This window comes from Haloimpatiens myeolchijeotgali, assembly GCF_042688525.2.
GTDB lineage: Bacteria > Bacillota > Clostridia > Clostridiales > Clostridiaceae > Haloimpatiens.
The window spans coordinates 710,452-736,990 of the sequence record NZ_JBHWAB010000001.1; the positions used below are offsets into that span (position 1 = coordinate 710,452).

A 26,539-nucleotide genomic window follows, 5' to 3' on the forward strand; every position below is an offset into this window, starting at 1 on the left:
TCATTTCCCGTAGCGGCTATTTTTTTCCTGTGAAAGTTGAGTGAATAATCAACGAAATTTTGACTTAGGGCAAAATAACTATTTATAAGAAGGGGGTAGAAATTAGTGAAAAAAGCTTTAAAAATTTTGGGTTGTGCAGCTTTGATAGTTGCAGCAATAGTAGCATCATATTTAATATATATGACAGTTACAGATTATAAACCAGATAATGTAGTGAAATTAGAAATTAAGTATAATAAAGAAGAAACATTAAGTAAAAATAAAGTATTGTCAATTATGACATATAATCTTGGATATTGTGGTTTAGACAAGGGACAAGATTTTTTTATGGATGGAGGAAAAGGATCAAGATCAAAAAGTAAGGAAAAAACTTTAGAGAACTTAAAAGGAATTTATAAATTCTTAAATTCAGAAAAAACATCTTTTATGGTACTTCAAGAAGTGGATAAGGATTCAACAAGAAGTTATCATGTGAATGAATATGGATATTTAAAAGATAACTTTAAAGATTATGGATCAGTTTTTACATTAAATTATAAGGTGCCTTGGGTACCAGTACCAATACTTAAGCCGCATGGTAAAGTACGTTCAGGACTTGTAACTTTTTCAAAATATAATATAGAAAATGCAAATAGATATAAATATCCAGGAGAAGAAAAATGGCCAAGACAAATGGCAATGTTGGATAGATGTTTTATAGAAAGTAGAATGAAAGTGGAAAATGGTAAAGAATTTGTACTTATTAATTCACATTTATCAGCGTATGATAAAGGTGGAATGATAAGAAAACAACAATTGGGATTTTTGAAAGAGCATATAAAAAAGGAATATGAGAAGGGTAATTATGTTCTTGTAGCAGGAGATTGGAACCATCTTATGCCGGGAACAGACCCAACTATATTTAAATCTGAAGAACAATGGCCAGAATGGTTAAAGAAGATTCCAGATGATTTTCTACCACAAGGTTTTAAATGGGCAGCAGATACATCAATACCAACTAATAGAACTGTAGATAGACCATATGAAGAGGGTAAAAATTATGTGTCAGTAATTGATGGATTTTTAGTTTCAGGTAATGTGGAAGTAAAAAGTGTAAAAGGATATCAATTGGAATTCAAATATACAGATCATAATCCAGTAAAGATGGAGTTTATATTGAAGTAGTATAACTCAACTTTTATAAGTGCATGAAAACCAGTAAATAAAAAGGTGTATAAGAACAGGAATGGTTCACTTTTTATTTATTGGCAACATGCACTTTTATTATTTTTCAGTATTGTAGCAAAATTTCCACATTAATGTGGAAACAATACTGAACATTGACATATAGAACTTTCGTTATGTAGATGGTATTATAAAGTCATAGAAAACAAATACTAATATAAACAAATACAAACCAATATTGGGGTGATAAATATTAGCTCTAAAGAATTAGTTAAAAAGAAAATATTAGATATTTTGTTAGAAAAAGAAGAACCGGTTACTGTATCTGAATTTGCAAAACTTTTTTCAAAGTCTGGACGAACAATAAGAAATTATTTAAACGAAATAGAATCAATTTTAAATGAAAAAGGAATAAAACTTATAAAAAAACCTAACGTTGGAATAAAGTTAGAAGTTAATGAAGAAGAAAAAGCTAAATTAAAAAGAGAAATAACTGATAAAGAAAAAAATACAGAAATGTATTCATCAGAATATAGACGTAAGTATATATTAAAAACATTATTTAAAAATAAATATACTTATACAATACAACTTTTAGCTGAAGATTTATATTGCAGCAAAGGAACAATAGTAAATGATTTAGTATATGTACAAGAGTGGCTAGAAAATCGTGGATTAAGTTTAAAGCGTAAGCCTAATCAAGGGCTTTGGATTGAAGGAAATGAACAAATTTATAGAAGAGCAATGATGGATTTATTCCATGAAATAGAAAGAAATGACAATATCCATTTAGAAAAAGAAGCAGAAAAATTAGATTATCGTATAGACTTCATAAATTATAAAAAGATTAAAGACTTATTTCCAAGAATAGACATATACAAAATTCAATTAGTTGTGCAAGAGGCAGAAAAAAAATTAGGATATTACTTTACTGATTTAGCATTTATAAATTTGATTACTCACATTGCAATAACTATTGAAAGAGTAAAAAATGAAAAAGAAATTAAAATGGAAGATAAAATGTTTAATAATCTAAAAAGCAAATATGAATTTGAAGTTGCTAAATGGGTAATTGATAGATTAAGTGAAGAATTTAAAATAAAATTTCCAGAAGCAGAAATAGGATATATTTCACTTCATATGTTAGGAGCAAAAGTACAAGAGAATTCAAGTGTTTCAAATATAGATAATTTACTTTTAAGCACTCAAAACAAAGAGCTGGTTGAACTTGCCAAGGAAATAATTAATCTTGCTGGCGAAATATTAAATGTAAACTTATCAAACGATAAACAACTCTTAACAGGATTAATTCTTCATTTGAGACCTACAGTGGTTAGACTTAAACATGGATTGAAGTTGAGAAATCCAATGTTGGAAAGAATAAAAAAAGAATATACTAATATATTTGGAGCAGCTTGGGCATGCAGCAGTATATTTGAAAAGAAATTAGGAATTTTGATTAATGAAGATGAGGTTGGATATATAGCACTTCATATAGCTGTAGCAGTTAATAGAATAAGTGAAAAAGTAAAAACGGTTATAGTATGTTCAAGTGGTATTGGAACTTCACAATTAGTAGCTTCAAGACTTGAAAAAAAATTAGATGAAATTGATATTATTGCAGTAGTATCATTGAATTCTTTGGGAGATAAATTAAAAGAAGAAGCAGATTTGATTATAACAACAATACCAACAATGAGAGATAATTCTAAAGTGGTATATATAAGTAACTTAGTAGATGATAGAGATATTTTCATTATCAAAAATAAAATAAAACAAATATTGATAGAAAATTCCAAAAATAATCTTTTGCGTGAAAATACTGAAAAACAGATTACAGATAGTGTTATAGAAGAAGAGTTATGTTTTATAGAAGAAGAAAAAAGTGATTTTGTTGAAATAATAAAATACTATGGAAAATTCATGGAAGAAGTGGGATATGCAAAAAAAGGCTTTTGTGAAAATGTACTTCAAAGAGAAAAGAAAGCTTCTACTGTTATAGGTAAGGGGATAGCAATTCCACATTCTACACAAGACTATGTAAATGAATCTAAAATATGTATTATCAAACTCAAAAATCCAGTAGAGTGGAGCAAACAGAAATTGAATTTAATAATAATGCTGTGTTTAAAATTTCAAGATATCAATACAACTAAAGGTTTTTTCAAGAAATTTTATTCAGTATTAAATAGTGAAACTGCAATAAATGAAATAATGCAAACTGATGATAAGAAACAAATTATAAATATATTTATTAATGGAGGTATTGGGAATGACTAAGATGATAACAAAAGATATGATTGTACTAGATATGGAAGCAAAAGATAAAGAGGATGTTATTAGAAAATTATCAAAAATTATAGAAGATACAGATAGACTTATTGATTTAGATGGCTATATTAAACAAGTTAAAGAAAGGGAAGCAACATATCCAACATCTATTGGATTTGATGTAGCTATTCCTCATGGAAAGTGTGATAGTGTAAAAACAGCAGGTGTTGCTTTTGCAAGATTAAAAAGCGAAATAGCTTGGAGTGAAGAAGAAAATGTTAGATATGTGTTTTTAATTGCTGTACCAGAAAAAGAAGCAGGAGATACACATTTAAAAATTCTTGCACAGCTTTCAAGAAAAATAATGAGAGAAGAATTTAGAAATGATTTAGAAAAAGCAAATGATGTAGACAAGGTATTAGAGTTATTAGAGCTTTAGTATAGAAATATTGATAGTTAATTACCAAAAAGTTCATAATATTTTGACATATTTATAATATATTTAATTTCCTAAGATTTTCAAAGATATAATTTCATATGCTTTGAAAATCTAAATATCAAATCTATGTAAAGGTTTGTAAATTTTAAACAAAGGAGGAAAATACAATGAAAGAATTAATGAAAAACACCAGACAACATTTAATGACAGGTGTATCTTACATGATACCATTTGTTGTTGCAGGTGGAGTTTTATTGGCATTATCAGTATTATTATCAGGTTCAGCAGCAGTACCAGCAGAAGGCTCAGCACTACGTGATTTATTTAATATCGGTGCTGCAGGATTAGGACTAATGGTTCCAATATTAGCAGGATTTATAGCATTTTCAATGGCTGACAGACCAGGTATTGCACCAGGAGCTATAGGTGGATATTTAGCAAATCAAATTGGTGCAGGATTCCTTGGTGGAATAGTTGCAGGTATATTAGCAGGAATAGTTGTATATTATTTAAAGAAAATAAAAGTACCATCAATTATGCGTTCAGTAATGCCTATATTTGTAATACCACTAATTGGTACATTAGTAGTTGGTGGATTAGTAGTTTGGGTAATAGGAGCACCAATTGCTTCAGTAATGACAGGAATGAAAGCTTGGTTAGAAGGATTAGGAACTAGTAACTTAATAATATTAGGTATTGTATTAGGTGCAATGATTGCATTTGATATGGGAGGTCCAATCAACAAGGTTGCATATGGATTTGGAGCAGCTATGGTAGGAACAATAGATCCAGCTACAGGAATGGCAAGCCCAATAGCTCTTAAAATAATGGCAGCTATCGGTGTTGCAATATGTACACCTCCAATTGGAATGGGAGTAGCTACTTTATTAGCACCTAAAAAGTACACATCAGAAGAAAAAGAAGCAGGAAAAGCAGGTATATTAATGGGACTTATCGGTATTACAGAAGGAGCTATACCATTTGCAGCAGCAGACCCAATAAGAGTTATACCTTCAATAATAGTTGGTTCAGCAGCAGGTTCAGTTACAGCAATGATATTAGGAGCAGGAAACCCAGCACCTTGGGGTGGATGGATAGTACTACCAGTAGCTACAGGTAAATTTGGATACATGATTGCTACTCTAGTAGGTGTTGCAGTAACAGCTCTTATGGTTAACATTTTAAAGAAACCTGTAAAAGATGAAGTTGTTAATGCAGATGCAGGCAATAATGATGATGAAATAGAACTTGATTTTGAATAAAATATAAATATACAAAATAAGAATCCTATATATTGTAAAAAGTTGTGTAATTATAGGATGGAACCTTAAAGGTTTTAGAACTGTATAAGGTGAATTAAAAAGAAAGGGATGAAGTAATATGAAAATATTAGGAGTAACAGCTTGTCCATCAGGCGTTGCACATACTTATATGGCAGCAGAAGCTTTAGCAAATGAGGCAAAAGCACTTGGTCATGAAGTAAAAGTAGAAACTCAAGGATCTATAGGAATTGAAAATGAAATAACTGCAGAAGATGTTAAGAATGCAGATGTAGTTATATTAACTAAAGATATAGCAATTAAGAATAAAGAAAGATTTAAGGGTCTTCCAATAGTTAATGTTTCAATAGCAGATGTTATTAAAAAGACAAATCCATTACTTAAAAAAGTTGAAGCATACGTAAAAAGTAAACAAAATGGATAAAAAATAAAAGTCCTCTTATGAGGGCTTTATTTTTTTAGAGCATAATTAAAAATATGGAAGCGGTTCTATATTTAAATACTATAAATCAAGAATTTTTTAATTACTATCACTATGATGCTATTATTTTGAGACGAGTTAACCAGTATTGCCAGCATGAATAAAGGGTTGTAGGGCTAAGATGAAGTTAAAAATTTTACGTAGATTTTAGAAAAAGTTTCATTAAAAAATATAAAAAAATCTTAAAATAGAACAATATTTCTATTGATATATATGCGTAAATATATTATATTAGTATTGTCGACAAAGTTTTTGAAGAAATAATTTGGTTTACAATCAAAATTTTTTTATAAAATATGTAACCGGTTAGATTTTTGAAAATTTTAAAATATATGTCGGTATTCTTAAATTTAAATTTGCAGTTTTATTAATTTAAAATTTATAATAAATAATATATAGGTATATATATATACAAAAGATGAAATATTTAAATAAGAGGTTAAAAAAGGTTACTTACAAATTTATATAGTATTAGGAGGGAATTGTAATGATAAATAGAGTTATTTGGATTGTGTTAGACAGTGTAGGCATGGGTGAATTACCTGATGCAGAAAAATATGGAGATGTAGGAGCAAATACAATAGGAAACATATGGAATGCACTAGGTGGTTTAAAGATTCCTAACATGGAAAAGCTAGGATATGGAAATATTGAAAGTATAAAAGGACCAAAGAAAGTACAAGATGCAGTAGGATGTTATGCACGTTTTGCAGAAATGTCAAATGGAAAAGATACAACAACAGGACACTGGGAAATGTGTGGAATTTATTCAGAAAATCCATTCCCAACATATCCAAACGGATTTCCTAATGAAGTAATGGATGAGTTTGAAAAACAAATAGGTACAAAAACTTTAGCTAATAAACCAGCTTCAGGTACAGTTATTATAGAAGAATTAGGCGAAGAACATATGAAAACAGGTTATCCTATAGTATATACTTCAGCAGATAGTGTTTTCCAAATTGCTGCTCATGAAGAAGTTATACCACTTGAAAAATTATATGAAATGTGTAGAAAAGCTCGTAATATATTAAAAGGAAAACATGCAGTTGCAAGAGTTATAGCAAGACCTTTTGTTGGAAAACCAGGAGATTTTACAAGAACTTCAAATAGAAGAGATTTCTCACTTACACCACCATATGATACTGTACTAGATAATTTAAAAAATAGTAATAGTAATGTAATGGCTGTAGGAAAGATTGAAGATATATTCTCAGGTCAAGGAGTAACAGAAGCTGTACACACTAAGGATAATATGGATGGTGTGGATAAAACTTTAGAATATATGAAACAAGATAAAAAAGGACTTATATTCACAAATCTTGTTGACTTCGATATGAAGTGGGGACATCGTAACAATGTAGAAGCTTATGGAAGAGGATTAGAAGCTTTTGATGCTAGACTTCCTGAAATATTAGAAGCAATGAGAGATGATGATGTATTATTCATTACTGCTGATCATGGTTGTGATCCAACATATCCAGGAACAGACCATACAAGAGAGTATGTACCTTTCTTAGCTTATGGTAAAGCATTAAAACAAAATGTAAATTTAGGAACAAAAACAACATTTGCTGACATGGGTCAAACTGTTGCTGAGATACTTAATGTTAAACCAATTAAATATGGTAAGAGTTTCTTAAATGAAATCGTAAAATAGATAGAATACTTGAGGGACGGTTCTTCAAAAATGCTTGGCAATGGTTGAGAATGTTGAGGGACGGTTCTTCAAAAATGCTTGAAAAAATGTTTAAGGGACGGTTCTTCAATTTTTTAAAGATTTAAAATTGAAGAACCGTCCCTTAAGTTTTATTTTATAGATTTTAAATTTTTTGCTTTTTTACTTTGTGTAAAAAATAGTATAAAAGCTAGGATAGCAGAAGCTATTCCTAATGGATAGGCTAAGGACGTAGGTAATTTAAATCCTTCAGGAGCTACTAAAATGTATGTTATAGATACTGCAGTCATAAATGTAGCTGGTATGGTAGCTATCCAGTGAAATTTATCATTAAGTATTAGATACATTGCAGAAGCCCATAATACTACCATTGCTAAGGTTTGATTAGACCAAGCAAAATATCTCCAAATAACATTAAAATTTATTTTGGTTAAGATAAAACCTATAATAAACAAAGGAATACTTATAGCTAATCTATTTTTTATTGGACCTTGTTTGAATTTTAGAAAATCAGCAATAATAAGACGAGCACTTCTAAAAGCAGTATCACCTGAGGTTATAGGGCAGGCAACAACTCCAATTAAAGCTAAAATTCCACCTATTGGTCCAAGCAAAGTTTTAGATATTACATCAACAACATATGCTGCACCACCATTAGCTGCCATAGCTTCAGAGAGTTGACCTGTTCCACCAAAGAAAGACATTGCAGCAGCAGCCCATATTAATGCTACAATACCTTCTGCTATCATAGAACCATAGAAAATTGTTCTACCTTGTTTTTCATTGGTAATACATCTAGCCATTAATGGTGACTGTGTTGAGTGAAAACCTGAAATAGCACCACAGGCTATTGTTATAAATAACAATGGCCATATTGGTAATTGCTTTGGATGCATATTAGCTAATGTAATTTCTGGAATTGTATAACCTTTTATTAATAGACCACCACTTACACCTAATGCCATAATCAATAAAGTTATTCCGAATATAGGATATATTTTTCCAATTAATTTATCTATTGGTACTAGAGTTGCAATTAAATAGTATATAAAAATTATGTATATCCAATAAGTTTTACTTAAAGATTTAGGAGTTAAACCAGCTAGTAATCCAGCAGGTCCCATTATAAAGACTACTCCAACCAAAACTAGAACTACTATTGAAAAAATCCTCATAAAATTTTTAAAGCCGTTTCCTAAATATTTCCCAACTACCTCTGGGATACTACCACCATCATGTCTTACCGATAGCATTCCAGAAAAATAATCGTGTACCCCTCCAGCAAAGATACATCCAAACACAATCCATAAAAATGCCACAGGTCCCCAAAGAGCACCAGCAATAGCACCAAAAATAGGTCCTAATCCTGCAATATTAAGAAATTGTATTAAGAAAATCTTCCATGATGGAAGAGGTACAAAGTCTACACCATCTTCAAGACGAACAGCAGGAGTTTTTCTATCTTCATCTACACCAAAAACTTTTTCCACGATTTTGCCATATACGAAAAAGCCTAAAATTAGTACTGCTATAGAAATCAAAAAAGATACCATTATATATACCTCCTTTTCATTTTTGAATTTTTTCTTTTGTATTTTGTTAAAGTCTAAAATACAATTATAGTTTTACCCAAACAAAAAAAAGTATAAGGGTAAAAGTATGAGGGATGGTTCTTTAATTTTTGTTTTGATTTCTTTAATTTTAGAAATTTAAAATTAAAGAAATTGGAGAAATTCAATAAATTGAAGAACCGTCCCTGAAATTTATTTAAGAATTATTTAAGATAATTTTAAGAATTATATAATATACTATTTGATATATAAAGTAGTATATTATATAAAATTTGTGAAACATGCATGACCCGTGCGTGATATATAATAGATAGAACAATAAGATGGTATTATATAATTATAAAGATTATAATTAAACGACAAGAAAATAAGGGAAAATATAAACATAAGCAAGTGGGTATATAATAAAAGGGTATATAAATAGGAAAGGAAAATAATATGAATAAAAAATTTTGGGGTAAAATAAGTGGATTTATAAAGAAAAATAAAAAAGATGTAATTAAAGTAAGTATTTCTATTATAGTATTAATAATTTTGTATTTTTCAATAAAAAAGGAGTTTAAGGGATTAGACGTACAAAAATCTTTTAATATACTAAGCAATTTAAACATAAGTGATTTTGTTAGTATATTTGGAGTTGGATTGTTAGCTGTATTTACGATGGTATCTTATGATTATTTTATAATAAAACATATAAAAGCAAAGATAAGACCAATAAATTATTTTAGAGTTTCATGGATATCAAATACATTTAATAATATATTTAATTTGGGAGGCTTTACAGGCACGGGATTAAGAGCATTGCTATATAAAGACAAAGTAGAGTCAAAAGAAGATTTGAAATATCCATTGTTTACTTTATTTATGGCTACTCCAAGTGGATTATCTTTTTTAGCTTTTTTGACAGCAATAGGACTTTTAAATGTAAAAGATATTCTTGCTGGCAATAAAATATATGTAGTAATTTTAATTTTGCTCATATTATATTTACCAGTTTATTTTTTCATTGATAAGATTCCATATTTAAAAACCAAGCTTTTAAAGAATTCAAACATATATAATACAGATGTTAAATTTCAAGTAAAGATGCTTATTAGTTCTGCAATAGAATGGACTATGGCAGGAGTACTTTTATGGGTTATAACAAGTAGTGTTTATGGTTCAGTTAGTTTAAGTAATATACTTGGTATATTTACTATAGCATCTATTGTGGGAGTATTAAGTTTTATACCTGGGGGATTAGGTTCTTTAGATGCAATTATTTTGATAGAATTTAAAGCTATAGGAATAGCACCTAACCAAATATTAGCTATCATTATTTTATTTAGATTATCATACTATATAATTCCCTGTATTATTGGTGCGATTCTAACTTTCTTTGAAATATTTAAGTCATGCAAGGGAAGGAAAGAAAATAAATTTCCATTAGTAAACAAAGTAACTTGTAGATTTAAAAAGGCATGGGAATTAGCTGCTAAATTTAAGTTAATAGGAGATTTAGCAATCTTTATATTATCTATTTTAGTTTTTTTTAGAGGCTTTACGTTAGTTGCACATTCTATTTTTCAGGAACAATATCCTAGATTTATGATTATGTCATTACAAGCAAATATTTACCTAGTAAAAGCAGCTCATATTATTGGTCTCATAGTTGGAATAATGCTTATGGTATTATCTAAGCAGCTTTTAAGTAAGGTTAAAAAATCTTATAAATTAGTAATGGTATTATTAACAATAGCAGCTTTGGATGTATTTATAAAGGAATTAGATTATGTAGCATTTTTAAATATTTTAATTATAGCATTTGCACTATGGTTTTTTAGAAAACAGTTTTATCGAGAGAATATACCAAACTGTAAAAAGAGATATATTATATTTTTGATAATAACTAGTGTTATGATGTTGATATATGCTTTAGTTGCTCCAGAGGTACAACAATTCTTTATGAATAATAATAGGATTACGGAAAAATTATTTTTAAATGATAGGAGTTTTGTGTACAATTCCATTTTAGCATTTAGTATAGCTTGGTTTGGATTAATCATATATAATATATTTTTGCCAAAGTTTCCATTTAAAAATGATATTAAAGAAGAAAGTATAGATAAAGTAGTAGATTTTTTAGAAAAATATGATGGAAATACAAATACACACTTAGTTTTTCTTAAGGACAAAAATATTTATATGACTGCAGATAATAAAGTACTTATGGCATATGCTAAAATCAAAAATTCATTAGTTGTTTTAGGTGATCCTATAGGTGATAAAGAATTTTTTGGAAATGCCATATTAGAATTTCAAAATTTTGCAGATAAATATGGCCTTAATACTACTTTTTATAGAGTGTCTCAAGATAATTTATCAATATACCATGAATATGGATATTATTTCTTTAAATTAGGTGAAGAAGCTCTAGTTTCTCTTGATACATTTGATTTAAAGGGTAAGAAAAAACAAAGTTTAAGGACGGCTAAAAATAAATTTGAGCGTAGTGAATATAGTTTTGAAGTTATATATCCTCCATTTTCTCAAAAGGAATTGTATGAGATGAGAGAGGTGTCTGATGATTGGCTGGGTGATAGAAGTGAAGATAGATTTTCAATTGGTTGGTTTAATATAGAGTATCTTCAAAGTGCGCCTGCAGCAGTTATAAGAGATGAAGACAAAAGGATAGTTGCTTTTGCATCTACTATGCCTGCATATGATGATAAAAAATATGTGTCTATTGATTTAATGAGGTTTAAGAATAATTCACCAAATGGAGTTATGGATTTACTTTTTTTACACATGATATTATGGGCTCAAGAACAGGGATATAAGTATTTTAGTTTGGGAATGGCTCCACTATCAAATGTAGGGGTATCCTCCCGTTCTCACATAGGAGAAAAGGTTGCTAAATTTGTATTCAATTATGGTAATCATTGGTACAATTTTAAAGGTCTTAGAAACTTTAAGGGTAAATTTAAGCCAGATTGGGAACCAAAGTATCTTGCATATCAGAAAGCTGCCTCATTGGCTGTGACAATGATAAACATAACGAAATATATATCAAAACCGCATAAATAAAGCGTTTCTAAAAGCACCAACTTTTGTTGGTGCTTTTAAAATGTTGTGGGCATCAAAGTGCTAAGGGACGGTTCTTTAATTTTTGGGCAAAGGTGTTAAGGGACGGTTCTTCAGCTTTAATGGATTAAAGAAGAAATCCATAATTTTGAAGAACCGTCCCTTATTAATAAAATTAGACATAGGGGCATAAGTATATTAATATGGAAACTTTTAAGGGACGGTTCTTTATTAATGGGCGGGGGCGAGAAAAATGAGTGTGTTAAGTAAGAGAAAGTATAAAGATGAAATTCCGATTAATACAATTAATAGAATTAGAAAAATTTTAGGTGAGTTAGGTTTGGTGACAGTAGAGAAAAATTGGAAAAACTCAGCAGAGGGTTTTTATTCTGTAAGAGTAACAGTAGGGGATACTGATATAGGTACAAATGGGAAAGGCACTACACAAGAATATGCTTTGGCAAGTGCATATGGAGAGCTTATGGAGAGGCTTCAAAATTTTGCGCCATTTAGACTCTCCAGGGATTTAAGTCCAAAAGCATTAAAATATAAAGGCTTTTATTATGCACCAGATGAAAAAAACATTAGTATTGATGAGTTTATTAATAATGAAGAAGAATGGACCAAAATGCAGTTAGGCAGAATTAGAGCAGATACTAGTTTAAATGAACTTATAAAAAAGTGGTTATCTATTTCTTATGAAGAAGTACCTTCAGATTTTGTAGCATTACCTTACATTAATATAAATAGTAGAGAAATATCATATATACCAATTAAAATGATTTGTAAAATGTATATGTCAAATGGAATGTGTGCTGGAAATAGCACAGAAGAAGCTATTGTTCAAGGAATATCTGAAATTTGTGAAAGGGTGGTTAATAAGGAGATTATAAAAAATAAAATAACTCCACCAACAGTTCCTTTAAAATATATACAAAAATTCCCTAGAATATTTAATATGATTGAAAGATTAGAGTCAAGCGGCAATTATAAAGTTATAGTTAAAGATTGTTCACTAGGTAAAGAATATCCTGTAGTAGCTGTAATTTTAATTGACAGAGATAATCAAACATATTTCATAAAATTTGGATCACATCTAGCAGCTGAAATTGCACTTGAAAGGACATTAACAGAGCTTTTGCAGGGTCAAGACATAAAAAAAATGATGGGAGTAAAGGAGTTTTCATATAAAAGTAGAGTTAAAGATGAAGAAGAAAATTTGATAGGAATACTTGCTAATGGATCTGGATATTATCCAACTGAATTTTTTAGTGAGAAATTTAGTTATGAATTTAAAGGATTTAAAGAAATAAAATATTCAACTAATAAGGAAATAATGAATTACTTAATAAAATTATTAGACAAGAAAGGTTATAGTATTTTGGTAAGAAATGTTTCTTATTTAGGATTTCCTAGTTATCATATAATAGTTCCTGGATTAAGTGAAATAGAAGATTTTGATGATATAGAATCGTTAAATAGATATTCAGAGTATAATAAAATGAAAGGATATATAAGAAATTTATATACATTGTCAGAAAGTAAAATAGATGAATTAATTGATTACTTGGTTAATATAAATTATGCATCAGCAGCATCAATAATACAATTTTTAGATTTACCTATAAAAAATGTTTTTCCATGGTATTACATGAATGTTGATTTGTTTATAAGTGCTTTATGTTATAAGAAAGGTGATTTTGATAGGGCATATAAATTTTTTGATAAGTATTTAAGATATATGGAATGTAATTATCAATATGAATTATATAATAAGCAAATGATGACATATTATAAATGTGTTAGAGATTATATAGGAACCCGATGTGATAAATTAAGCGAGAAAGAAACAACAGAGACTTTGAGTAATTTTTATCCACCAATGGTGGTGAAGGATGTAATGATGAATTTTGGATATAAGGATAGAATATTTAAGCAATATGGGCAATTAAGATGTTGGAATTGTAAAAATTGTGAATTGAAATATAAATGTTCATACAACTCAACAGAAAGAGTGTATAAAGTCTTGAAAGATAAATATTCAGAGTGGACAGGGTCGGTTCTTTAACTTAAAAAAAAGGAATAGGGACGGTTCTCAAATTTTTGCTATTGAAAATAGAAAAATAAAGAACCGTCCCTTAAGTATCCTTACTTATCCATATCTTCTGGCATCATGTCTTTCATAGGTTTCATACAGTGCATAGGTTTCATAGAATCCATACATTTCATACTATGCATAGATTGCATGCAGTTCATGGAATCCATAGGTTTCATACAGTTCATAGCATGCATGGATTTCATACTTTGCATACCACTCATAGGATTCATACAATACATACAGTTCATAGGTTGCATAGAAGACATACAATTCATGGCACACATGGATTGCATACTTTCCATACCACTCATAGGAGCCATACAATACATACAGTTCATAGAGTCCATAGATTGCATAGAATCCATAGGGTTCATACAATATGTTTGCATAAAAAGAACACCTCATAAAATTATTTTTCTCACGATATTAGTATATGTATGAACTCTAATTTGGTTAGTTTTTTATTTAACTATTATTTTATTTTAATATTGGAATTTTTGAATTTTTATATAAAACATAGAGTAAACACACTATTAAGTATTATCATAAGGAATTAAATAAGCTTGTACCAAAATTTAGATTAAATATTTTACATATTATTATTTAGAAAAATGTATTTAGACATATTTAGTTTTTGATTTAAGCAACATTGGTGCTTTTTATTAAATCTGGAATTATATTTTTATATTTTGTACTAATTAGAATATATCCTTTATTGCATAATGAAGAAACGGATGAGTTACATATATTTCCTAATAGGTAACAAATTTCTTTACATTTATAATTACATAAATTTCTTAAAAGTAATGCACATATACATCTTAATTCAGAACATTTATGATTAAATTTGAGATTAAGACTACAAGGATCAACATGTAGATAATTAGAAGCAAATTTTACGACTTTTTTAGGTGAATAGTTTTTTACTAAAATATGTTTTTCATCTACATATTTAAATGGTATATTTTTTAATTCCATTTCTGATTCTAGTTCAGTAAGTTCTTCTTTAGTTAATGTAGAATTAGTACGACTTTTTACAAGTTCAAAATATGAAACAGAAGCTTTTACAGCATCATTGCTAAAATGTTTTAGGATAAAATCGCAATCTACAAGGTCAGAATAAGGATTAGACTTTCTAAGATAGCTGCCTAAACTTGAATATTTATAGTCTTCCACTTTATTTTTATAATTAGAGATATCTTTAGGGTTGTTATGTATGTATGCTGAAACACATAGCAAATATCTATCATCTTTAATGACAATATTTTTGAATCTATCTGAAAATACGGAACCATGTCTATCATATTTTTTATTATAATACATAGCATATCTTAGGTTTAAGCTATGCATAACTTTACTAATGTCTGCACCTTTCCCGTCGTGGTCGTGCTTATCAGTGTCAATTAAAAGGTGAAGATGTGTATCCATTAAGCAATAAGCGTAAATTTTTATCCCGAATATTTGTTTTACTTTTCGTAAATTGGACAAAAATCTTTCTTTATCTGAATCATCTTTAAAAAGATCAATTTCAGTAATACCTCTACAAATAACGTGATGTTTAGCTTTAGGTGGTTTTATTCTATCATGTCTCATGAATAAATTCTCCTTTCTATATTCTTTCTAATATGTGATGGAAATATATGAAGATTTAATAATCGTAATAATAAGTAAAGACTTCTAAGCTATAATTAAGTCTATATTTTGATTGTTGACATATAAAATTTAAAATAATCACTTAATATTAAAAAATATTAAAGAAAGGAAAGGGACGGTTCTTTAACTTTTCTTGTAAAAAGTGTGAAAAGTAAAGAACCGTCCCTTGTATTAGTAAAGTTTTTGTGGTAAAATAAAGCTGGTTAGTAAAATAATAGTAGTTCACGAATGAATTACAGTTGACTTGAATTTGCGATTTAGAGCTTATATATAGTTGAATATGGATGACAGCTTAATGAATAAGCAATAATAGAGATATCATGAAGGTAGAATCTTACGATTCTACCTTTTATTTTTTTATTATATATACCAAAGAAAGGGGTTATAAAAATGAATAATGAATTATGGGAAAAATGTGTTGAATTTCATGGACACGAATGTCCAGGGTTAGCTATTGGCTACAAGGTAAGTGAGGCTGTAAAAAACAAATTAAATCTTAAATTTTCAAAAGATGAGGAAATAGTATGTGTTACAGAAAATGATGCATGCTGCGTAGATGCAGTTCAATTTATAACTGGATGCAGTATGGGAAAAGGAAATCTAGTTTATAGAGGAACAGGTAAAATGGCTTTTAGCTTTTTTAAGAGAAAAACAGGTGAAAATCTAAGAATAGTTTTAAAACCTTTCAAGGGTGACATGGATAGAAAAGAGAGAATGAACTATATTTTAAATGCAGATATAGATGATCTATTTGAATTTAAAAAACCTAACTTTCAACTTCCTGAAAAGGCAAGATTATTTAATAGTGTAGTATGTGAAGTTTGTGGTGAAACAGCACCAGAGCATAAAATGAGATTAATGGATGGAAAAAAGGTTTGTCTAGATTGCTTTCAGGATTATAATAGAGGTTTTTAAGGAAAACTTAAATAAGTTAATTCATTTAAATTTTTATATAGATATTTATAAGGGACGGTTCTTTAATTTTAATTAAAAAAATTGAAGAACCGTCCCTTATTTGGTAAAATATATGTGTAAACGATGAACACAAAATAAACTACTTAACTTTTGCAGATAAAAACACAGCTGCGGGAAATGATATATTGCTCGGAAACCTTTTACTTCACAAAGTAATTCTAAGGTCTAAAAATTTATTATTACTAAAAAACTCAAACTCGCTACACTCAAACAATGAGTTTTTCTTAACGTAATAATAAATTTTTAGACCAAGAATTACTAATTGTTTGTTCAAATGTTTCTTACGCAATATATCATTCCCCTTCGCTAGACAGTATTTTGTACTGAGAAAATTAAGTAAACTAGAATGAGAGTGGAGGAAAATATAATGTTAAAATCAATAAAAGTAAACTTAGAAGAAATCGAATCAATGCTTTATTTTTGGCAAGCAACTAGTGAGAAAGAAAGAGTAGCAGAACAGTTCCTTACAGATGTAGCAAAAATGAAAGGAATATGTGCAAGCTATGATGATGAATTTAATGATGAATCAGTAAGAAAGGTATTGAGCGCAATAACTAATAATGAACTTCTATCTAAGAAAACTAAAAAAGAGGGTAGATTTTGGAACTATAATATGTGGGTAATGGAAGATTTAGAATATACTAATATGATGGTACAACCTGTTAAACAATTGAATTTAGATTCATTAGTGGATGAGTTAAAGGATATGAATTCAAAATATGAGGAAATTGAAGTTAGATTTTCACCTTTATCATTAGAGGATTATATTATTAAGGATAATATGCTTGTTGTTAATTTCTTTAGAGTTAAACCAAGTGATTTTGATGATAATACTTTTATAGATGGTAAAGAAATTAAAGAGTACATAAAAGAAAAACTAGTTGAACTTATGAATAAATAATAAATAACTCAACTTTCGCAGGTGAAAAATAGCCGCTGCGGGAAATGATATCTTGCTTAGAAACCTTTCACTTCACAAAGTAATTCTAAGGTCTAAAAATTTATTTTTACAATAAGTATCCAGAGCCTGTGAAGTAAATATCTATATAGTGTTAGGAATCGTGTCACTTCAGTAACAAGTTCTAAGTCTTACTCATATTCAAAAGAAGATTTTCTGAAAAATATTCCAAAGGAATTAGTTATCAGAAAATAACTCTTTTGAAATTCGTAAGACTAAGAACTTGTAAACTTTGTTCCAATGATATCCTATACACTATATAGATATTTACCACAGGCAATAAGTCTTATTTTTTAACATGAAAAGTTTATATACTTTACTGTAAATTTTTAGACCAAGAATTACTAATTGTTTGTTCAAATGTTTTTTACGCAAGATATCATTTCCCTTCGCTAGATAGTATTTTTGTGCTGTGAAAGTTGAATAAATAATTTAGGATTTTTCAAGGGACGGTTCTTCAATTTTAATGAAACTTCATTTAAATTGAAGAACCGTCCCTTAGCTTTTACTCAGGGTACAGTTGTTTATGAAAAATTAAGTTATAAGTAGGTAATATATGTATACTAAAGTTAATTCAAAAATATTCCAATTAAACATGAAGAAATTTTCCATAAATTGGATTATAATTATGATGAGGTGAGTTGAAATGAAAAAAAAGATAATTATTGTAATTATAATACTTTTTATATGTTTAAGTGGAGGATTATATTTATTTGGAGAAATTACTGGAAACCAAAATATTGCAACAAAATGTGTGGAGAAGATTAATACTATGAGATTTGATCAGAAACTAGAAAAGAATGTAAAGGCTGTAGAGAATAATAAAAAGCCAAGTGTACCTAAATTATCTGAAATGGAAGTAGTAGATGTTATGCACAAGATGGCAAATACGAAAGTTATTGCAGATAAGAAATGGGGATTTGTTAAAATAACAAAGGAAAGAATTAAGAATTTAAAGACTATAGTTAGTGAATCTAATTATAAGGAAAAAGAAAAACTTTTAGAAATATTAAATAAGTGGGAGGAAGGAAATTTTAGTGAAGCAGATAAAGATCATAATTTTTTATGGGATAAATTAGGGGGAACAGTAGGAAAAGCAAAAGGAGTTTTAAAAGAAGAGCAAAATTAAAAAAGTTTAAAAGTCTGAGGGACGGTTCTTTAATTTTTATTTTTATAAAAATTAAAGAACCGTCCCTTTTCTGTTTTGTAACAAATTTGTAACCCAATCCAAAATATATAGTAATAATATATAAAAGGTATTTTAAGAATTTATTTCATATTGTAATAAAAAATAACTTAGAAAATATAAATATAATTGTAACAATTAATATTTGAAGTAAAAAAAATACATCATTAATTATAGTAGAAAATAAAGAACTGTCCCTTAGTTTGTCCACTTGGTTTGTTGAAAAAAGAAATAAAATACAAAAATATATAAAAATTCTATAAAATTCTATAAAAAAATAGGAAATGTATGATATAATTGGTGTGGTGCCTATGGAATATATTACATTATAATGAATACAAGCCCAAACCAAGGAAAATAAATGAAGTATAACCAATTAAAAATATTGTATATTCAATAAAAAATGGAATTAATGTATAGAAATTTTAAAATAATTGAGTTATAATGGTAAACAAATAAATAAATTACCATTACATAAACAAAAAGGTATTGACACCATAAATAATGTTTTTAAAGAAAGATATAGAAAAATATTATTTGATATGGTATAATTAGAAAGTGTTAACTTGTATAATATTAACATGTGAAGAAGTCAATTCACTTAAATTACATAATATGTAATGATGTGAGTTAACTATATATAACATAATAATGCAGTAAAAAATTGATTTCTAAGCTCATTGAAATCTAAATATAAAACTAAGGAGGTTTTTGTAAATGAGTAAAAAATCTACTAAAAGAGCTCTTGCTAGCGCAGCAGCTTTATGCCTAGTATTAAGTTCAACACCAGTAATGGCTGCTGAAAACACAACAGCTCCAGAAAGATTATATGGACAAGGAAGAGTACAAACTGCTATTAAGGTAGCAGAACAAAGCTGGAACAATGCTTGGAAGGACAGCAAAACTGCTGTATTAGCTCCAAGTGCAGACAAAAACTTAGTTGATGCTTTAGCAGTATCACCACTTGCATACAAATTAAATGCACCAATACTTTTAAATGATGCAAAAGATAGTATCAATGCTGATACATTAAAAGCATTAAAAGATCAAGGCGTTAAAAAAGTTTACGTAGCAACAGGTGAAGGCGTAATCTCAAACGAAGCTGTTAAAGAATTAAAAGATGCTAACATGGAAGTTGTAAGACTTGGTGGAGCTAGCAGATATGCAACAGCTAAGAAAATATATGATGAATTCAAAGCAAATGGTGGAAATGCTGAAAATGTTGCATTAGTTTCAGGTACAGGACTTGCTGATGCATTATCAGTATCATCAATTGCATCAAAAGAAGGAATGCCAATATTATTAACTAATGGTACAGACACTGTAGCAGCAGACTTAAAAGAAGTAGCAGAAGCTGCTAAAAAAGTTTATGCTGTAGGTGGAACTGGAGTTATTTCTGACGCATTAGTAAGTGAATTGAAAGCTACAAGATTAGGTGGAGATTCAAGATTTGAAACTAACGCTGAAGTAATAAAAGCATTCGCTAAAGATGGAAAAGTTAAATTTAATAAAGTTTACTTAGCAAATGGAATGAATAATCACTTAGTAGACGCTTTAACAGGATCAGTTCTAGCAGCTCAAACTGAATCACCAGTTGTTTTAGCTAGTGATAACCTAGATGCATCTGTAAAAGAAGCATTAAAAGGAAAAGTAACTGACAAAACTAATGTTGTTGCTTTTGGTGGAGAAGCTGTAGTAAGTGGAGATGTTATCGAAGCTACTAAGAATGTAAATAAAGAAGATAGCACTGCAGCAGAATTAAAAGTTGAATCAGTAGTTGCTAGCAATTTAAAAGAAGTTGAAGTTAAATTCAACCAAAAAGTAGAGAAAGATTCTGCTGAAGAAGTAGAGAATTATACAATAGCAGACCATGATATAGATACTGCTGAAGTATTAGAAGATGGTTGCACTGTTAGATTAACTTTTAAAGATGGAAAAGAATTATCAAACCAAAAAGAATATAAAGTATCTGTAAAAGGCGTAAAAGCTGGAGATAAAAAAATAGATGTTAAAGATATCAAATTTACACCAGTTGATGTTACATTACCAACAGTTGAAAAAGTAGAATCTTTAGGAACAAAAGCTATAAAAGTAACTTTCTCAGAACCAATAAAAGAAGTACCAACAGATGCTGTTAAATTAGACGGAAAAGCTTTTTATGGTTCAAGAAATCATGATGGTAGAGAACTTGTTTTAAGAACTTATAGTTCTTCTTCTTTATCAGTTGGAGATCACAAATTAACAGTTGATGGAGTAAAAGATTACCAAGGATTAAAATCTTTATCAAAAGAATGTACATTTACAGTAGTAGAAGATAAAGTAGCACCAACTGTAACAAATGCAGAAGCTACTCTAGAAAAATTAACTCTTACATTTAGTGAAGATGTTGATTCAGATACAGTAAAAGCTAGTAATGTATATTACAAAAATGGTGATGATAAAGTAAAAGCTAATAGTTTGAAAAAATTAGCAGGAAATAAATACTCTTTTGATTTTAAAGATAAAGAATTACCATCATATGAAACAACTGTTTACGTTGAAAAAGTAGAAGATTATTCTTCAAATGTAATAAAAGATACAGAAGTAAAAGTGAAAGCAAAAGTAGATGAAACTAGACCAGAAGTAAAAGATGTAAAAGTTAATGATGATAATAACGAAATTACAGTTAAATTCTCAAAAGAATTAAATTCTGATTCAGTTAAGATTGGTTGCTTCGTAATAACTAACGAAGATGGTGATAAAGTACCAGTTAAGAATGTTACTTTAGATAAAGATACAGTAAAAGTAGCAACTTATAAAGCTCTTGAAGGTGGAACTTATAAATTAAAGGTTACTGCTCTAAAAGACAATACTAAATTAAAGAACATGATGCTTGATTATACAACTGAATTAAATGTTAAAGATGGTGAAGAACCAACAGTTACTATTTCAACTAATGGAGCTACAAGAACAATAGTTCTTACATTTAGTGAAGAAATGGATACTGAATCTATAGCAGATAAATCAAATTACTTAATTATGGTAGATGGACATTACAGAACATTACCAGATGATACAGACGTTACTGTACTTCAAGATTCTAAAGCTGTTATGTTTGTATTACCAGAAAAAATTGGTGATATAGTTGTAAAGGATGAATTTGGTCATAAAATAAATAATTTACAAGTAATGGCTGTTAAGGATAAAGCAGAAAATGTAATAAAAGACTTTCCTAAAGAATTAAAAATAGGTGAAACAAATAAAACAAATATTAAAATAAAAGATAATGAAAAACAAGTTAAATTAACAGATAAGAATACAATAGAACTTAAATTTGATCAATCTATACAAGAAGTTAAAAATGATGCTGTAACAATTAAAGATGATGACAACACATATAAAGTTGAATCTGTAAAAGTAGATGGATCATCTAAAGTAATTGTTAAGACTGAAAAAGATATGCCATGTGATGCAGATGCTTTAAAAATTAGCATAGTTGGTTCAAAAGTTAAAACAGCAGCAGGTTCTGGAGCAGAAGATATTAATGAATTAGATGTAATTGATAAAGTTAAACCTGAAGTGGTTAAAGATGGAATAGATAATAAAAACAACAATGAAATAAGACTTACATTTAATGAAGCTCTAGAGGCAGATCCAGTGGCAGTAGCTATGTTTGCACGTGATTTAGAGGTTACTAGAACAATTGATGAAGAAAAATTAGTAGCAGATAAGGATTATAGTACTTCTGTAGACGGTAAAGATCTTGTAATTAAATTAGAAGGCGATGCAGATGCATCACGTTATACTGTAAAAGTTAAGAAAGATGCTGAATACATTAAAGATACTCATGGAAATGAAGCAGTTGAATCAAGCTTATTAGAAAGTGAATTAGTAACTGCTGATCATTCAGTATCTGCACCAACTATAACTGTAAAAGATACTGATAATTCAGGTGCATTGAATGCAGGTGATGTAATAACATTAAAATTTGATGAAAAAGTAAAATTAGCTGATGAAGCTATAAGTGGAGATAAAGCTACAGATGATACATTTGTTAATCTTACAAATGCGACAGCTGTTTCTGCAGATGATAAGGAATTTTCAGATACTTGGACTATAACTTTGGAAGCTGGAGATTTAGCTAATGTTAGTTTAAATGCAGCAGGAGAAAGTAAGGTTCAAATTAAAATAGACAAATCTAAGGTTGAAGATACTGTATCTAATAATGCAAAAGAAGATTTAACAGTTTCTATGCCAACAGAATTTACTAAATAGTAGATTGTAAAAAATGAAATGAAAATAGGGAAGGATAGCTCAATAGTTATCCTTCTCAAATTTAAATAAATGGTTGGAAATGGAATTATTCCAGGGGTGTAATTTTTTCCAAATGAGCGGATTTTTAAACATTTCAAATTAAATTCAATTCTAATTTCATAAAATAGTCAGTTCACATCACTGGCTGAAAAATTTAATCATATCTTAAGAGAAAGACTCTGCATGGGGTCTTTTTCTTTTTTGTGCGTCCAGCATGGGCGCAATCTATAGGGTGAAAGTCCCGATCACCGAAGGTGATATAGGCGTTAGCCAATGACAAGTGTGTTCATTGTGAGGTGGAATCTAACTGAAACTACCCCAGGGATCCAAAAAAATGAAATCACCCCAGGGGTGCAAATTTTCCCAAATCACCAGCAGCCTAACCAAAGCTGCTGGTGATTTTATTTTACAGCAAACTTGGCTTGAACCGGCTTTTTACAACGATTCAAATTTAATTGGTAATTTAACCATAAATTTCATTTATTAAAATAATATTAAATTATATCCTATTTTGTTGACCTTTTGAATAAACTGTGCTAACTTATGGTTATTAATACAGAATTGGAGGAATTTATATGACAAGAAATAATATACTAAAGAAAATTTGTACAGGATTACTAGTTTGTGCTATGGCTGCATCAATTGCTGCTTGTGGGGCAAAAACTAGTTCAAAAGATACCAATAATACAGAAAAAAGCCAAAGTGTAAGCAAAAATGAAACTAATAAATCACAGGATGCAAAAAAACAATCAGAAAAAACAAAAGTAGAACCAGTAAAACAAGATAAGGATTTAACTAAATCTATAAAAAATGAAAAAGAAGTTTCAGAAGGTCAAGTATATGTTAAAGATAATAATGTTATTGGAGTTATGTTAATAAAAAAAGGTGTTAGTGCTGATAGAGCTAAGCAGCTTGCAAATGAATATGCTGCAAAGTTAAAGAAACAATATAAGGATAAAAAGGTCAATGTACAAGCGGTACAAGACGGTAAGAACGTAGCGAATATTACTAAATAGAGGTGTGAAAGTACAGTTGATAGATGAGAGCTGACAGTAGCGAAGGAAAATGATATATTACGTAAGAAACATTTAATAGCAATTAAGAATTAATAATTAAAAATGAATAATGAATGTTGATTTTTGCTTTAGCAAAAATCTTTAATTATATTAGTTATTTTGCCCTAAGGCAAAATTTCCTTTATTATTAATTATTCATTATTAACTATTAATTATCTTTAAAGTGAAAGGTTTCTAAGCAAGATATTATTTCATGTAGAGGCTATTTTTCATCTGCGAAAGTTGAAAGTAGTATTAAGATTATAATTGGAGGCATTTATTATGAAAAAAGCAATTTCAAGTTTATTAGTGTTAGGATTAGTTTTTAGTACAAGCTATTCAGTAAAGGCAGCAACAGCAGGTACAAGCACAAGACTTTATGGAAAAGGAAGAGTGCAAACAGCTGCTAAGATAGCAGGAGAGAGCTGGAATGGTGCTTGGAAAACTAGTAAGAAGGCTGTAATTGCACCAGCTGGCGATAAAAATTTAGTTGATGCATTGGCAGTATCTCCACTAGCATACAAATTAAATGCGCCAATACTTTTAAATGATCAAAAAGACAGCATAAGTGCAGATACATTAAAGGAACTAAAAAGCAGAGCAATAAGCAAAGTTTACATAGCAACAGGACAAGGGGTAATATCAGATAAAGCGGTAAAGCAACTTCAAGATTTGAATATCACTGTAGAAAGACTTGGAGGAAAGAACAGATTTGAAACTGCTCAAAATATTTATAATGCATATAAGAATAATGGTGGAAAAATTGATACAATAGCATTAGTGTCACCAAATGCTTTAGCAGATGCATTATCAATATCTTCAACTGCAGCAAGTGAAGGAATGCCAATACTTCTTACAAACACAGAAGGAACTGATATATGTAACGATTCAGTAAGTGCTCTTAATAGTGCAGATACAATTTATGCAGTAGGGGGAACAGGAGTAATTAAGGATGAACTTATAGGAAAGCTTGATGCAGATAGACTAGGTGGTAATGATAGATTTGAAACAAACAATGAGGTGCTAAAGGCTTTTGCAGCTAGAGGAAAATTTAAATTCGATAAAGTTTATTTAGCAAATGGATTAAATAATCATTTAGTTGATGCTCTTACTGGTTCAGTTTTAGCAGCACAAAGCAAATCACCAGTTGTTTTGGTTAATGATGATATAAATTCATCAACAGCAGAGATGTTAAAGGATAATGTTACAAAAGCTACTAAGGTAGTTGGATTTGGTGGAAATGCTGTAATCAATGATAAGATTATGAAGAGAGCTGATACAATAGTGGCAGGAATTAGTGGAGATGGTGGAGCAACTAAACCAGATGATAATAAAGACAATACAAATAAGCCAGATAACAATCCAAACAATTTACATGTTATAGAAGTAAAGTAAGTGACAAGTAGAAAAATGGGGGGTATGTGCATGAATGGTTTATTTTTACAAGGTGGAGGTGCTAAGGGTGCATTTCAAGCTGGAGCAATATATGCACTGAAAGAAAAAGGTATAAAATTTGATATAATTTGTGGCACTTCTATTGGAGCTGTAAATGGATATTTTTTATATAAATCTAGACTGGAAGAAATGAAAAAGATGTATACGGAAATAGATATGAAAACTGTTCAAAATCAGCTTACTGTAAATAAGGTAATTGAAAATCAGTTTATAATAGAAAATTTGGGGAAACTTAAGGGCAATGATGAAAATATAAAACATTTCTATGTGAATTATGTAAGTGTCAACAAGGGAGAACTTGAGGAGAAATTAGTTGATATTACAAAAATACAAAATGACGAAAAGTTAAAGAGTGTTAAGTACAGTTCACTTCTTCCTTTTGCTTTAAATGTGAATGAAAATTTTAGTTTTCAGAATATGCTTAGAGATTATAATACTCAAAATCTTTTTGAAGCTTTTAGGGGAAAATTAATTGATGGTGAGTATGATGGATATAATTTAGATGGTGGAATATTAAATAATAATTTGATGCAACCTTTTGTTGATCATAAGGTGGATAAAATTTATTTGCTTCCACTACATAACGGATTTACTATACCACAGTATTTACTTGATGTGTATGACAAAGAGAATATTATAGTTATCAAAAGGGAAGAAGAATTTATACCACAGGATACAATAAGGTTTGAACCAGAATTTTGTAGAAGACTGTTTGATGAGGGAAGAAGAAAAGGAAAGAGGACAGTGGAAAGTTAACAGAGGACAGTTAAGAGAATAAAGAATTAAATCCAGCGGGAACGCTGGATTTTTGTTTTAGAAAAGTTTACTATGGTATATAATATTTATATAGAAGATTTTCAAAGATTATTAAAAAAGCTGAAAAAATGAGTTAATAGTTAACAAGTTTACAGAGAAAGGA

18 protein-coding genes are annotated in these 26,539 nt (G+C 29.0%); 15 read left to right on the top strand and 3 right to left on the bottom strand.

Features of this window, described 5'->3' with window-relative positions:
* Positions 1–105 precede the first annotated feature (105 nt).
* From ACFIJ5_RS03430 to ACFIJ5_RS03455, 6 genes are all read left to right on the top strand, one after another.
* Positions 106–1,164, top strand: coding sequence for an endonuclease/exonuclease/phosphatase family protein (locus ACFIJ5_RS03430; RefSeq protein ID WP_379803806.1), 1,059 nt, complete (start codon positions 106–108; stop codon positions 1,162–1,164).
* 243 nt (positions 1,165–1,407) lie between these two features.
* The gene (locus tag ACFIJ5_RS03435) at positions 1,408–3,444 is read left to right on the top strand and encodes a BglG family transcription antiterminator (RefSeq protein ID WP_379803809.1); all 2,037 of its coding nucleotides are present in this window, start codon (positions 1,408–1,410) and stop codon (positions 3,442–3,444) included.
* Positions 3,437–3,874, top strand: a complete 438-nt coding sequence (locus ACFIJ5_RS03440) for a PTS sugar transporter subunit IIA (RefSeq protein WP_379803811.1) — start codon at positions 3,437–3,439, stop codon at positions 3,872–3,874. Before ACFIJ5_RS03435 ends, ACFIJ5_RS03440 begins: the two co-directional genes overlap by 8 nt.
* A 167-nt stretch (positions 3,875–4,041) precedes the next feature.
* A complete protein-coding gene (locus ACFIJ5_RS03445) occupies positions 4,042–5,136 on the top strand; it encodes a PTS fructose transporter subunit EIIC (RefSeq protein WP_379803813.1) in 1,095 nt (364 codons plus the stop codon).
* A gap of 118 nt (positions 5,137–5,254) precedes the next feature.
* The gene (locus ACFIJ5_RS03450; RefSeq protein WP_379803815.1) at positions 5,255–5,578 is read left to right on the top strand and encodes a PTS fructose-like transporter subunit IIB; all 324 of its coding nucleotides are present in this window, start codon (positions 5,255–5,257) and stop codon (positions 5,576–5,578) included.
* A gap of 544 nt (positions 5,579–6,122) precedes the next feature.
* Positions 6,123–7,295 carry a phosphopentomutase gene (locus ACFIJ5_RS03455; protein WP_379803818.1) on the top strand — a complete coding sequence of 391 codons (1,173 nt, stop codon included), beginning with the start codon at positions 6,123–6,125 and terminating at the stop codon, positions 7,293–7,295.
* A 149-nt stretch (positions 7,296–7,444) separates the two neighbouring features.
* Here the strand turns inward: ACFIJ5_RS03455 and ACFIJ5_RS03460 are convergent, their stop codons facing one another.
* Positions 7,445–8,866 carry a carbon starvation CstA family protein gene (locus tag ACFIJ5_RS03460; protein WP_379803821.1) on the bottom strand — a complete coding sequence of 474 codons (1,422 nt, stop codon included), beginning with the start codon at positions 8,864–8,866 and terminating at the stop codon, positions 7,445–7,447.
* 456 nt (positions 8,867–9,322) lie between these two features.
* Here ACFIJ5_RS03460 and mprF point away from each other — a divergent pair, with 456 nt between their 5' ends.
* Positions 9,323–11,950 (top strand): bifunctional lysylphosphatidylglycerol flippase/synthetase MprF, encoded by a 2,628-nt coding sequence (gene mprF / locus ACFIJ5_RS03465; RefSeq protein ID WP_379803824.1) that lies wholly within the window; start codon positions 9,323–9,325, stop codon positions 11,948–11,950.
* A gap of 250 nt (positions 11,951–12,200) precedes the next feature.
* Positions 12,201–14,015, top strand: coding sequence for a YcaO-like family protein (locus ACFIJ5_RS03470; RefSeq protein WP_379803827.1), 1,815 nt, complete (start codon positions 12,201–12,203; stop codon positions 14,013–14,015).
* A gap of 80 nt (positions 14,016–14,095) precedes the next feature.
* On the opposite strand, the gene ACFIJ5_RS03475 is transcribed toward ACFIJ5_RS03470, so the two are convergent.
* The gene (locus ACFIJ5_RS03475; RefSeq protein ID WP_379803830.1) at positions 14,096–14,434 is read right to left on the bottom strand and encodes a hypothetical protein; all 339 of its coding nucleotides are present in this window, start codon (positions 14,432–14,434) and stop codon (positions 14,096–14,098) included.
* A 250-nt stretch (positions 14,435–14,684) separates the two neighbouring features.
* A complete protein-coding gene (locus ACFIJ5_RS03480) occupies positions 14,685–15,638 on the bottom strand; it encodes a transposase (RefSeq protein ID WP_379803833.1) in 954 nt (317 codons plus the stop codon).
* Between the two features lie 450 nt (positions 15,639–16,088).
* Between ACFIJ5_RS03480 and ACFIJ5_RS03485 the strand changes: the two genes are divergently transcribed.
* The 7 genes from ACFIJ5_RS03485 to ACFIJ5_RS03515 all read left to right on the top strand — a co-directional run bounded on the left by ACFIJ5_RS03485 (position 16,089) and on the right by ACFIJ5_RS03515 (position 26,376).
* Complete coding sequence (locus ACFIJ5_RS03485) at positions 16,089–16,613, top strand: FmdE family protein (protein ID WP_379803837.1); 525 nt, start codon at positions 16,089–16,091, stop codon at positions 16,611–16,613.
* A gap of 427 nt (positions 16,614–17,040) precedes the next feature.
* Entirely contained in the window at positions 17,041–17,574 is a 534-nt protein-coding gene (locus ACFIJ5_RS03490) for a TDE2712 family protein (protein WP_379803840.1), read from the top strand.
* Positions 17,575–18,277: 703 nt separating this feature from the next.
* Entirely contained in the window at positions 18,278–18,760 is a 483-nt protein-coding gene (locus tag ACFIJ5_RS03495) for a DUF6241 domain-containing protein (protein ID WP_379803843.1), read from the top strand.
* A gap of 774 nt (positions 18,761–19,534) precedes the next feature.
* Positions 19,535–23,071 carry a cell wall-binding repeat-containing protein gene (locus tag ACFIJ5_RS03500; RefSeq protein ID WP_379803845.1) on the top strand — a complete coding sequence of 1,179 codons (3,537 nt, stop codon included), beginning with the start codon at positions 19,535–19,537 and terminating at the stop codon, positions 23,069–23,071.
* Between the two features lie 614 nt (positions 23,072–23,685).
* The gene (locus ACFIJ5_RS03505; RefSeq protein WP_379803848.1) at positions 23,686–24,126 is read left to right on the top strand and encodes a hypothetical protein; all 441 of its coding nucleotides are present in this window, start codon (positions 23,686–23,688) and stop codon (positions 24,124–24,126) included.
* Positions 24,127–24,447: 321 nt separating this feature from the next.
* Positions 24,448–25,560, top strand: coding sequence for a cell wall-binding repeat-containing protein (locus tag ACFIJ5_RS03510; protein ID WP_379803850.1), 1,113 nt, complete (start codon positions 24,448–24,450; stop codon positions 25,558–25,560).
* Between the two features lie 30 nt (positions 25,561–25,590).
* A complete protein-coding gene (locus ACFIJ5_RS03515; RefSeq protein WP_379803853.1) occupies positions 25,591–26,376 on the top strand; it encodes a patatin-like phospholipase family protein in 786 nt (261 codons plus the stop codon).
* Positions 26,377–26,539 lie beyond the last annotated feature (163 nt).